The following is an 11,973-nucleotide window of genomic DNA, read 5'->3' as shown; positions in this document are numbered from 1 at the left end:
CTTAGTGGACCCTGAAAGCGGCGTGGAGGATATCGCCGACAGCAACGGTGGACTGGGACTGGTCGAGCTCGGCGACTGCCTGCCCCTCGGACATGACGACGATCCGGTCGCTTATGGCGATGACCTCTTCGAGATCGGACGACACAACGACGATGCCGACACCTTCTTCGGCAAGGGCGCGCAACGTGTTCATGATTTCGTCCTTGGCGCCGATGTCGATGCCGCGTGTCGGCTCGTCGACCAGGAGAATGGATGGCGAGCAGAAACGCGCCTTGCCGAGCAGGATCTTCTGCTGGTTGCCACCCGACAGGTTTCGGACAATGGTTTCGAGGCGGGTTTCGGCATAGCCGAATTCCCGGGCGATCTTGCGAGACTTTTCCCGGATCATGCTGTCCGACAGAAAGCCCAGGCGTGCCACCTGTTTCATGTCGGCCATGACGACATTGTCCATGGCACTCATACCGAGAACGAGACCCTGTGCCTTTCGGTCTTCCGGCACGAGCGCGATGCCGGCGCCAAGGGCCTGACGCGGATCGTTCGGCCAGGGACACGCCTCGCCGTCGACGAAGAGCGTCCCGGAGCTGCGCGGCTCCAAGCCGGCGAGAGCACGCAGCAGGCTCGTGCGTCCGGAGCCGACAAGACCTCCAATACCCAGAATTTCTCCGCGCTTCAGCGTGATACTCACATTGTCGATCGCACCTGGTACGGTGACATTCTCGGCCTGCAGGAGATTGGGCGTGCCAGCGGCAAGCGGCGCACGCTCGACACGCCGGTTTTCAACGACGTCATGGCCGACCATAGCGCGGATCAACGAGGGCTTGTCCCACTCCGACCGATTCTTGCTCGCCGAAAGCGAACCGTCGCGGAAGACCGTTACGGTGTCCGCGATATCGAGCACCTCTTCAAGATTATGGCTGACGAACATCATCGTCGTGCCCTGATCCTTCAGCTGCCGCATAAGCTTGAACAGTGCCTCGCGCTCCGGCGGCGCAAGGGATGTCGTGGGCTCGTCGAACAACAGGAGTCGCGCCTGCGATTCAACGCCACGCATGATTTCCAGCATTTGCTGGTCGGCGACGGAGAGGGTCCCAGCCAGCGCATCGGGGTGGATGCGAACATCCAGCCGCTCGCACATCGCTTCAAATTTCCGCCGCATCGTCTTTTCGTCAAGCATGCCCGAGCGCGCGACCGGTTGCCCGAGGAACATGTTGGCGACAGCAGAGAGGCGAGGAACAATCGTCAATTCCTGATAGATCGCCGTTATCCCCAGGCGTCGCGCCTGCCGTGGTTGGCCGAAAACATGCGGCTGGCCGAAGATGCTGACATCACCGGCGCTCGGAACGACGCGACCGGCAATGACGCCGAGAAAGGTCGATTTCCCAGCACCATTTTCGCCAACCAACGCATGGATCTTGCCGGCTTCGGCTTCGAGACTGACGCCCTTCAGCGCCATGGTGCCGCCGTAGCGTTTTTGTACGCTGCTAGCCTGCAGCGCGAAAACGGGCGCCGCATCTCTACCGGCCGGCGCAATTGCGCCGGCTGCGGAATTCAAATCGAGCATTGGTAATATCCCTTGGCCATCGAACCGGAACGGTCAGTATTGCGGTTCATTGCTCTTGACGGTTTCTGCGTCGATCTTGATCGACTTGGTCGGCGTGAACCGCGCGACAGGCTTTCCTTCCCAGGCATCGCCGAGCTGCTTCACCGCCAGATAAGTTTCCGTATAAGGCTCGATCGTCCGGGTGCTGGTGATCTGGCCGGCAGCGACAGCCTTGAAGGCCCAGTCGTTGCCACCGCTGTCATAAACCTTCAGCTTGCTGAGCGACCCGACTTGCCGGGCCGCCTGAACCGCGCCGCGTGTCATGTCGGAGTAATTCGAGATGAAGATCGACAGATCAGGGTTTGCCTGGAAAAGCGGCAGGGTCTTCTGGTTGCCCTGGACGACGGAATAGTCGGTGCGCACCACGGCGACGACCTTGAATTCCGGGTATTTTGCCTGAACGTCCTTGAGTGCCAGATCCGTATTTATCGTGTTGGAGTTCAAATCGGGCCCGGTCACGATCGCAACCTTCTGTGGGCCAGGGTTTTCCTGCGCGATGGACATGATCCAGTCGCGAAACGCGGTGCGCCCCTGCGAACCACCAACAAAGTTCAGCGTGCCCGGAGCCCAGAGCTCATCACCTTCCTTGGTCCCGCGATTGCACAGCGGCTGGTTGGTAACAGCAACAAGGACGCCGGCTTCGCGCGCCTTGTCGGTCATGATGGTGCAAGCCTGATTTCCGTCGTTCATCTCGGCGAGAATCGCATTGTACTGGCCGCCGGAGATGATGTTCTGCGCCTGATTGAACTGGGTGGTCGGGCTCCAGTTCGGATCGAACACATCCAGAGTCGCGCCGATTTCCTTGGCTGCCTCCTGCGCGCCCCTGATCTGCGCCTGCAGATGGGTGTTGTTGGTCGCAGCGATCAGAAAGGCGATCTTCAGCGGCTTGCAGCCGGCGGCGACCGACTTACCGTCGCCAAGATCGACGGCATGCGGAGTGCAAGCATCCTGCGCCTGTGCCTGCCAGGCCCCAAACGAAACCGTGGAAGCGAGGACAAGTCCTGCGGTAGCCGACAGCATGCTGCCAAACGAGAACAATCTGATCATAGTGCGAACCCCTTTTTGATCGGCGGATGCCAGACTTTTTGATGGGGTCATTATTCACAGGCTGAGCGGTTTCGACTTAACACTTCAACACATTCTCGCGTCGCAGTAAGCCAGACCGGGACTCAGCTTTTGATCTGCGGCACAGAGCCCAGCGTCAGGGCGCTCTCGACCATTTCATCCTTTAGCCCGATGCCTGTCTGTCCGATCTTGCGGGCCTGTTCAAGAAGCCACGCGATCTTGGCCGCCGCCGCGGCATAGCTCAAACCGCCATTGGCATGGATGTTTGATATGCAGTTGCGCTCGGAATCCATCCTGCCGAGCGCCGGCTTGCGCGTGATGTAAACCCCGAGACTGTCGGACACGCTCAGGCCGGGTCGCTCGCCGATGAGGACAACGGAGAACTCCGCATCGAGATTGACCCCAATCTCGTCACCAATCGCCACACGGGCCTGGCTGGCAATTACGACCGGGCCGATCGACCAGTGAGGAAGTATCTCGATAGTGGCCTTCAGAACCGCGGAGGCATGCCGCTCGGCCGCGCGCGAGGAAAGACCGTCAGCAATGACGAACACTACATCACACCGCGCTTTAAACAGGTCAGTCAAGCAATCGCTATGCAACCGACGGCCCAGATCCGGGCGCCTCAGATAGATGCCGCGTTCTGGTGCTTGACTGCGCACGAGCACGCTCGGCAACGGCGCAACCGAGCGGGCGATCGCAGCCGCATCGAGAGGGATATGGATTGTATCTCTTGCCAGAGCATAGGAACGCTGGAAGTCGAGGACACTTTCGGTTGGCGTGGTGCCATCTTTGGTCGCGATGCCAATACGCGACGGCGTCAAGGCGCACAGCTTTCCAGGAAGATTGGACGGGCTGCTCATTATGCAAGCCCCATCGCATCGACCATTCCAAGCATTCGGGCGTGGGGATAGTTCGGCAGTGCTCGCCCACCGGAGAGCCGGATTAGATCCATCTGCTCCAACCATGCCTCAAATTCCGGCGCCGGACGAACGCCAAGATTGTTCCGAAGGAACGTCAAGTCCTCGAACGAGGCGCTTTGATAGCTCAACATGACGTCATCCGAGCCCGGAACGGTGATGATGAAGTTAACACCCGCGACCGTCAAAAGCGTAATCAGCGTATCCATGTCGTCCTGATCGGCCTCGGAATGATTAGTGTAGCAGGCGTCACAGCCCATCGGCAGCCCCATAAGCTTGCCGCAAAACAGATCCTCAAGCCCTGCACGGATGATCTGCTTTCCATCGTAGAGGTATTCGGGCCCGATGAACCCAACGACCGTGTTGACGAGAAGCGGGCGGAAGTGCCGTGCAACGGCATAAGCGCGCGTCTCCATGGTCTGCTGATCCACACCATGATGCGCATTTGCCGATAGGGCTGCCCCCTGCCCGGTTTCAAAATACATTACATCGTTGCCGACAGTGCCACGCGCCAGCGAAAGCGCTGCGTCCTGCGCCTCCTGCAGGATCGAGAGATTGATGCCGAAGCCCTCGTTGGCCGCCTGGCTGCCCGCAATCGACTGAAAAACGAGATCAACCGGCGCACCCATCTCGATCAGCCGAATGGTATTCGTGACATGGGTTAGCACACAGGACTGGGTCGGCATCTCGTAGGTTCGGCGCAACTCATCGAGCATTCCGATCAGCCGGGCACCGTTCTGCAAGTTGTCCGTTGCCGGATTGATCCCAATCACCGCATCGCCCGCCCCATTGAGAAGACCGTCGAGGATAGCGACTGCTATCCCCTTCAGATCGTCCGTCGGATGGTTGGGCTGAAGACGCGTCGCAAGCCTACCCTGAAGGCCGAGCGTGTTGCGAAAGCGGGAGGTTACGATGCATTTCCTGGCAACCGCTATGAGATCTTGGTTGCGCATGAGTTTGGAGACGGCAGCTGCCATCTCGGGGGTTACCCCCGGTGCAACGGCCTTGATCACGGCACCCTCTGCGTCCGACGACAACAGCCAGTCACGGAATTCGCCGACGGTCATCGACGATAGCGGCGCGAAAGCCTCTCCATCATGGGTGTCCGCGATCAGTCTGCTGACCTCGTCCATATCGTAGGGAACGACGTCTTCCTTCAGAAAACTTGCCAGCGGTAGGTCCGCGAGAACATAGCGGGCTGCAACCCTTTGCGAGTCGCTTCGCGCTGCCAGTCCGGCAAGTTCGTCTCCCGATCGGAGTGAGGAAGCTGCACCCAGCAGCGACGCTAGACTGGGAAAACTGAAGGTCTCGCCTCCTGCCGATGCTCGGTAAGTAGTCACATATCCACCTCTATTGCTGCGTTGCACAACATAGCGAGGCATGGAGCAGAGTTTGTTGACAATGTAGCACAAAGACTTGATGGGGAGGACTTCGCTGACAAAATTGCCGAAGGTTATCGGCGTTATGGGCTATCGATGCTATATCGACGAAGCTGCGCCGCGAATACCTTGGCAATCCACATTCCGCCGTGAACGGAATCGAAGCTTCGACCCCAGCTGCGATTGCGCTATGTGTCTGATTTTCTTATCCGCCCCTTATCGCGTGCTTCAGGTGCGGATTCGCAATGCCCGCTCGGACCAGTCGGCTATCTGAGTGACCGTGTAGGCGATCACCATGTAGACAACAACCGCAACGAGGAATGCTTCGAGGTAGTAGAAGTTCAAGGCCGCGGTCAATTGTGATTGTGCAAAGATGTCGACGACCTCGATCGCGAAGCCAAGGGAAAGCGCCTTCATGATCACCATGAACGAGTTCGCGAGATCCGGGATCGCCGCGACGATGACCTGCGGCAGCATCACACGTCGAAAGAGTTGGCTTTTTTTGTAGCCAAGCGAATAAGCGGCGTCCGCCTGCCCGGTATCGAACGAGTTCAACGCACCCTTCACCACTTCGGCCTGGAAGGCAGCGACGCAAGCCGTCAAGGCGACGATCAGCGTGACCCAGTTCGGCGTTGAATGGCCATTGTAGTCAATGCCAACGACCGAGGCGAGAAAGTGCAGCGTAGACGGCAAGCCATAGTATGCGAGAAAGATCACGATCACCATCGGCACGCCCTTGAAGGCGACCTTGTAGGCGACGACGAACTGGCGAAGCACTGGGATCTTCCGGTATTCGACCATGGCGAACAGGCTGCCGACGATCGTCGACAGCACGAAAATGGTAAGTGCCATTGCAAGCGTGAGCGGCACCGCGCCCAGGATTTCGTAGAGGTCGGGAAGAAGAACTTCGCTGTCGAACATGATGGTCCCCTTCCCTGATCAGATGCTTGCCATCAGCGGTGTGCCGACAGTCTTGTCGTTCGAAGCGTACTTCCCGGAACGGCGCTCGAAGAAGCGTACGACCGCCCACGCAACGAGGCAGAGGACCGAATACAGCACCGCGAGCACGAGGTAGGTCTCGAACTGGTACTGGTTGTAATCCCGTTCCATGACCAGATGGGCCGTTGCCATTACGTCGGCAGCGCCGATGTACATGACGAGCGCCACGTTATGGATCAGGTAGATGATCGCGTTGCCGTATCCCGGAAGCGCGATATGGACGGCCTGCGGCGCGACGACACGCAACAGCTTCTGGCGGAATGTGTAGCCGAGGCTGTCGGCTGCATCGTGCTGCCCTCGCTCGACTGCAAGATATGCCGGACGCATGACCTCGGAGAGGTAGCCGCCATGATAAAGGCTCAGGCCCAACATGGCGGCGATTGTCGGTGATACGAAATCCTCGACGCCTAGCACGCCGACGAGGACAGGAAGCCCATAGAAGGCGACGAACAATTGCAAGACCACAGGCACGCTTCGGGCGTAGGATACGTAGAGATCCGCCAACTGGCTAATTACTGGAATCCTTCGCACTCGGAACGTCGTCGCAATCAACGCCAGCACGAAGCCGGCGGCCATGGCCACGAAGGTGATCGCAAGCGTCAGCGGCAATGCCGAGAGCAGCTCCGGGATCATTACGGAAAGGTCCACCTTGGAACACTCCTTCTTTCAGTCTTGGGCCTGGTCGCCGGCTTCAAAGCCGGGCGTTACTTCATGTACGTGGTGATGTCTTCGCCAAACCACTTCTGCGAAAGCTTGGCGAGCGTGCCGTCGGCCTTGAGTTCCTTCAAGGCCTTGTCGATGCCATCCGACAGCGCCTTGTTCTCCTCGGAGCGGTGGATCAGGACGAAGGTCTCGTTGATCGCAACGGGTTCGCTGGCCTGGACGTTGAGCTTCTGCTCGTCGATAACCGTCTGCTCGCCGAGGTTGGAGGGCAGAACGAGAGCATCGTACTTGCCATTCTCGACTTCCTTCAGACGGTCCGGATAAGGAATACCTGCGCTCGAAGCGGTGACCTCGATCTTGTAGTCGGGGTTCTTTTCCTGCCAGGCCGTGGCAAACTTGTAGATGCCGCCGCCGGCCGTCACGGGCACGATCTTCTTGCCAACGAGATCCTTCATTTCCTTGATGCCGCTGTCTTTGCGGCTGTAGATCTTGATCAGGCTGGCGCCGATCGGTGCTTCAGGAATGAGGAACTGCTTTTCGCGAGCCGGAGCGCGGTAGTATCCGCCCGTCGCGATGTCGTACTTGCCCGTCGCAAGACCCGTTTCCTGGGCAATATCTGCGGCGCCCTCCATCACGAACTTGTACTGCGGCAGCTTGGCGTTGATGGCCTTGAGCACGTCGGGTTCGTAGCCCTGCGGCTCGACGCCGATCGCGCCCCAGGACAGCGGCTTGGATTCGGCCGATGTGGCGATCTTGATGGTGCGGACGTCTTCGGCGAACGAGGCCGTTGCGAATGCGATCGCGACGCCTGCGACGGCGAGACCGAGACTACGGCGAGAGATTGAGCTCAGGGAGGTCATTTCAGGCATCCTTTCTTACTGGATCGCGCGTTCGGAATTGAGGAACTGTGCGAGGCGGGGGTTGGAAGGCGTATCGAAGATTTCGGACGGGCTGCCGTCGGCTGCGACGACGCCCCCATCCATGAAGACGATGCGGTTCGAGATGTTCTTGGCGAACTGCATTTCGTGGGTGACGAGAAGCGAGGTGATGCCCGAGGACGTTACGTCCTTGATCACCTTGAGCACCTCGTTCACGAGTTCAGGGTCGAGCGACGACGTCGGCTCGTCGAAGAGCATGACGTCAGGCTTGACCGCCAGCGCGCGGGCGATGCCCGTTCTCTGGAGCTGGCCACCGGAAAGCTGCGATGGATAGTTGTTGAGCTTGTCGGACAGCCCTACCCGCTCAAGCTCCTGAAGCGCGATGGCGCGTGCCTCGTCCTTGGACTTACCCTGCACGACAACGAGCGGATCCATAACGTTCTGAAGAACGGTCATGTTCTTGAAGACGTTGAACTGCTGGAACACCATTGCGGTGCGCAGCCGGATTGCCTGGACGGCAACCTTATCAGGACGGGCAAAGTCCATCTTGATATCGTCGAAGGCGATCGTTCCCGACGCTGGCTTTGCCAGATGGTTGATGCACTTCAGAAGCGTCGTCTTTCCCGTACCGCTCGGTCCAATGATGGACACCACGTCGCCCCGTTTTACGGAGAGATCGACGCCGTTGAGGATCTGGGTGCTGCCGTATGACAGCTTCAGGTTCTTGATCTCGAGCATTGCGGGTCTCAGGTCCTTTTGGAGGCTGGTTCGGAAAGCGCTTCGGTATCGTCGTCGGCCCACTCGTCGCCGAGCAGTTCCGGTGTGTCGAAGGCCTGGAGGTTTGCGAAGTGCTTCTCGCGATCCTCGACAAAGAGCGATCTGACGATGCCGCGCGCGAGGCGGTCAGCGCCTTCGCTGATCGCCGGGATGTCGCCCGTAAGCTTGCCGTGGCTCAGCGTCGCCGGGAAATTGAAGCAATGGATTTTCGAGAGCGTCGGGCATACTCCCTCTTCCCTCTCAAGGAACTCGAAAGCATCTCCGAGATCCGGCGATCCCTCGAGCTCGCCGTTCGCCATACCAGCGGGCGTCGGGAAGCGGTCGCGCCAGAGGCGGATGTGCGGCTCGAAGGCCGCGAGTTCCGGCCGATTGGCGAGATCGATCTTGAAGCCCGTGCCAAAGATCAAGAAATCGACGGGGTAGCTGTCACGGGGCGTTATCGCGATGACCTGTTCGCCATCCTGCTTTAGGCCGGTGATCGGGCTCTCAAGATGAAGGTGAGCCTGCTCGAAGGAGCTGACACGCAGCACACTCGGGCGAGGCGGCGGGGTCTGCTGGCCCATCGCATAGTTGAGGAAGCGCCACTTCCATTCATCCGGTAGTCCGGCGAATCCATGAACGACACCCTGGCTGCCAATGCCCGTGAACTTGTTGATCGCTGGAAGCTTGTTCCGGCGTACGAACATGTCGAGGCGTGCGGCCCCTGCTTCCAGTGCGCTCGCCGCATTGTCCATGGCCGATGCGCCGGCGCCGATCACCCCGACCCGCTTGCCGCGGAGCCCCGCAAAATCGATCGCGTCGGCAGTGTGTGCCCAGTATTTGCGGTCGATGCTCCTGGCGAACTCAGGCACGAACGGACCACCGAGGCCATCGCGTCCGGTGGCCAACACCACATGGCGGGCGACGATCTTCTCGCTGCGACCGTCCTGGCTGCAGATCAGGTCGAGCATGCCATCTTCACGCGGCCGGATCACGTCAACGGAGATGCCGTTGCGTACGGGCAACTCGAGCACCTTCCGATACCAGATGAGGTAGTCCATCCACGTCTCGCGCGGCGCACGATCAAGCACGATCCACGCGTCGCGGCCGAAGCGCGCCTCGTAATAGGCGCGGAAGGTCAGGGCCGGCAGGCCCATGGCGGGGCCGGTGAGCTGCTTCGGCGAACGCAGGGTTCGCATGCGGGCGAATGTGACCCACGGCCCTTCCTGACCAACGGGCGCTTTGTCGAGCACCAAGTGGTTGGCGACACCGAGACGCTTCAGCATTCCGGAAGCGACAAGACCCGCCATACCGCCACCGATGACAACGACGTCGACCACCGACTGGCCATCAGCCTCTCGTGAAGGAACCCAGGACTTGGCGGGAAGTTCGAGCCAAGAGAGATCCTGTTGGAGACGAGCTTCGAGCGCCTCCAGATCCACTGGGGATATTGCGAGCTCGCTCATTCGGGCGCTCCTTCGGTAACGGCACCCTGCCCGTAGACGGTATCGGCGATTGCATCCGCACCGTTCGCCTCAAGCAGGCGGCTGCCCGGCATCTTCAGTGCTTCTTCCTTGGCGGCATCGATCACTGCGGATACGGTCGGCGTAAGCGGCAGCGCAGCGGCGGAGATAGCACCGAACAGGAACGGGATGACCTGGTCGACCGGGCGCATGACGATGCCATCGAGCGGCACGCCGCAGACAGTCGCGGGCTCGACGATGGCAACACCAAGCCCGGCGCGCACGAGGGAGAGAGCGGTCATGGACGCGTTCACGTCAATGATCCGTTCGGGAGCAACGCCGACCCGCTCCAACGCCTCGTCGATGCGATGCCGCAGGCGATATGGATTTGCGAGTGTGATGATGCGGCGCTCCGCAAGGTCAACTAGAAGGACGATCTCATTCTCAGCGAGCGGATCGTCAGCGCTGATGGCGACGACGCAAGGAGCTTCCGCGATCCAGTGGATTTCGAGACCGGGATGCTCGAGGGGCAAGCTCGATATTCCCAGATCGGCGGACCGTGAGAGAACTGCCTGCACGACGTTTTCGGCAGCCAGCGCCTGCACATGGAGATGGCGCGGTATCATATCCGGGGTAATAGCCGCCAATGCTTGCGGAAGGATTCCCGCGGCAAGCGACGGTGTCGCGGAGACAGTCAGTGTCGTCGGCTCCTCGCGGCCGATGGCCTCGGCGCGTTCGCGGATATGGGTCAGGCTTGAAAGATGGCGTTCGACTTCCGCATGAAACCGCAGGCCCCGCGCCGTCGGCTGAATGCGTGGTCCGCTCCTGTGGAGAAGCGCATAGCCTAGATCTGCTTCCAGATCCTGTATCTGCCGTGTCACAGCAGGTTGCGAGCGGCCTAGCAACCGAGCCGCCCCGGTGACGCTGCCGGCCGACATCACCGCCGCGAAGGCTTCAAGCTGCCGAATGTCAATCAAGCTACTATTCATACCACACATCAACCATTGCCAAGCATGCATTGAAAGCATGGGTTTTCTATAATTCGAGTAGACAATAGATAATTATTTCACATCATTTTTGCATGTCTATGCTAATTTGACATAATGGATCTTCGAACCTACCTCGTGCTCTCCATCGAGATGCAAAGGAGCTGTCGTGACACTCATTGAAACTCTAGCCGCCGTAAAACCGGGCTCGGCGCTTGCCGAGGCCATGGAGAAGCGCGCGGAAATTCTGCGACTGACCGAGGCCGCGCATGATGCGGTACTCCTTCCCCGTGATCCGGGCGGCCTGTCGCATGGTCTGCGCGCCGCGCTGGCCGCCCGCATGGCGCGGCACAACGGGAATGAGGTGCTCGCTGTGCACTATGACGGTCTCGTGGAACGCGCAGAAGAGATTGCGACGGCATCGCTCGCGCAGCCGGGCACGAACGTCGACGAGCCACGCACCGCCGAGATCGTCCATCATGCCGACCGATTGACGGTCGCGCCGCGCGAGGCAACGCGTGGTCACATCGAAGCACTGCGAGGCGTCGGTGTCACAGATGCTGACATCGTGCGGCTGTCAGAACTCGCCGCCTTCGTGAACTATCAGGTGCGCGTGATTGCAGGATTAAAGCTGATCGGAGCAAGACAATGAGCGAAGTCGTCCATAGCTTCACCACGCAGGTACCACGCTGGCAACCCTACGTCGTTCCGGTCGACCTAGAAACGGCGACCGAGGAGCAGCGCGAGGCGATGCAGGTCACGCCTTCCAACAAGGGCATCTCGACATATGTGCTCACGCTGGCGCACGATCCGGAATCGCTTGCGGTTCGCTCTCCGCTGTTCAACCTGATCATGTACGGAAAGGACGGCCTCTCGCTCGGCGAACGCGAACTGGGCGCCACCGCAGCGTCGGTCGTAAACCGCTGCGTCTACTGCGCTGCCGTCCATGCGTCCCGCTTCATCAACTACACGAAACGAACCGATGTGATCGACGCCGTCTTCGCCGATGAACTCAATGCGGAACTCGACGAGCATCTGCAGGCGATCTTCGATTTCTCCGCACATCTGTCGACGACACCACCAGAGGCGACGCAGGCAGATGCACAGGATCTCGCCGACGTCGGCCTTTCCGAGCTAGAATCCCTCGATCTCGTCCTGTCGGCCGCGATTTTTGGCTGGGCAAACCGCCTGATGCATACGCTGGGCGAACCCGTCAAAGATTAGGTCAGCGGGGTAGCGGCGCGCGTCCCAAAGGATTCGGGAT

The 11,973-nt window shown here is 59.8% G+C and carries 12 protein-coding genes; 2 read left to right on the top strand and 10 right to left on the bottom strand.

The annotated features are described in order from the left end of the window. Position 1 precedes the first annotated feature (1 nt). The 10 genes from QTL95_RS03770 to QTL95_RS03725 all read right to left on the bottom strand — a co-directional run bounded on the left by QTL95_RS03770 (position 2) and on the right by QTL95_RS03725 (position 10,712). Entirely contained in the window at positions 2–1,561 is a 1,560-nt protein-coding gene (locus QTL95_RS03770; protein WP_289718620.1) for a sugar ABC transporter ATP-binding protein, read from the bottom strand. A 33-nt stretch (positions 1,562–1,594) separates the two neighbouring features. Further along, on the bottom strand, positions 1,595–2,647 hold the full coding sequence (locus QTL95_RS03765) for a sugar ABC transporter substrate-binding protein (protein ID WP_289718619.1): 1,053 nt from the start codon (positions 2,645–2,647) through the stop codon (positions 1,595–1,597). Positions 2,648–2,769: 122 nt separating this feature from the next. After that, positions 2,770–3,528, bottom strand: a complete 759-nt coding sequence (gene eutC / locus QTL95_RS03760; protein WP_289718618.1) for an ethanolamine ammonia-lyase subunit EutC — start codon at positions 3,526–3,528, stop codon at positions 2,770–2,772. Then, complete coding sequence (locus QTL95_RS03755) at positions 3,528–4,967, bottom strand: ethanolamine ammonia-lyase subunit EutB (protein WP_289718802.1); 1,440 nt, start codon at positions 4,965–4,967, stop codon at positions 3,528–3,530. Before QTL95_RS03755 ends, eutC begins: the two co-directional genes overlap by 1 nt. Before the next feature lie 225 nt (positions 4,968–5,192). Further along, positions 5,193–5,885, bottom strand: a complete 693-nt coding sequence (locus QTL95_RS03750; RefSeq protein WP_289718617.1) for an amino acid ABC transporter permease — start codon at positions 5,883–5,885, stop codon at positions 5,193–5,195. Between the two features lie 18 nt (positions 5,886–5,903). Beyond that, positions 5,904–6,611, bottom strand: coding sequence for an amino acid ABC transporter permease (locus QTL95_RS03745; protein ID WP_289718616.1), 708 nt, complete (start codon positions 6,609–6,611; stop codon positions 5,904–5,906). Between the two features lie 56 nt (positions 6,612–6,667). Further along, positions 6,668–7,486, bottom strand: coding sequence for an amino acid ABC transporter substrate-binding protein (locus QTL95_RS03740; RefSeq protein WP_289718615.1), 819 nt, complete (start codon positions 7,484–7,486; stop codon positions 6,668–6,670). A gap of 15 nt (positions 7,487–7,501) precedes the next feature. Next, a complete protein-coding gene (locus QTL95_RS03735; RefSeq protein ID WP_289718614.1) occupies positions 7,502–8,242 on the bottom strand; it encodes an amino acid ABC transporter ATP-binding protein in 741 nt (246 codons plus the stop codon). Positions 8,243–8,250: 8 nt separating this feature from the next. Further along, complete coding sequence (locus QTL95_RS03730; RefSeq protein ID WP_289718613.1) at positions 8,251–9,726, bottom strand: NAD(P)-binding domain-containing protein; 1,476 nt, start codon at positions 9,724–9,726, stop codon at positions 8,251–8,253. Further along, complete coding sequence (locus tag QTL95_RS03725) at positions 9,723–10,712, bottom strand: LysR family transcriptional regulator (RefSeq protein ID WP_289718612.1); 990 nt, start codon at positions 10,710–10,712, stop codon at positions 9,723–9,725. Before QTL95_RS03725 ends, QTL95_RS03730 begins: the two co-directional genes overlap by 4 nt. 166 nt (positions 10,713–10,878) lie before the next feature. On the opposite strand from QTL95_RS03725, the gene QTL95_RS03720 reads away from it, so the two are divergent. Further along, entirely contained in the window at positions 10,879–11,361 is a 483-nt protein-coding gene (locus QTL95_RS03720) for a CMD domain-containing protein (RefSeq protein WP_289718611.1), read from the top strand. Beyond that, entirely contained in the window at positions 11,358–11,933 is a 576-nt protein-coding gene (locus QTL95_RS03715) for a peroxidase-related enzyme (protein ID WP_289718610.1), read from the top strand. Before QTL95_RS03720 ends, QTL95_RS03715 begins: the two co-directional genes overlap by 4 nt. The last annotated feature ends 40 nt before the right edge of the window (positions 11,934–11,973 follow it).

It is taken from the genome of Rhizobium sp. S152 (assembly GCF_030380735.1).
Taxonomy (GTDB): domain Bacteria; phylum Pseudomonadota; class Alphaproteobacteria; order Rhizobiales; family Rhizobiaceae; genus Rhizobium.
This window is presented reverse-complemented; position numbering and strand designations above follow the sequence as displayed.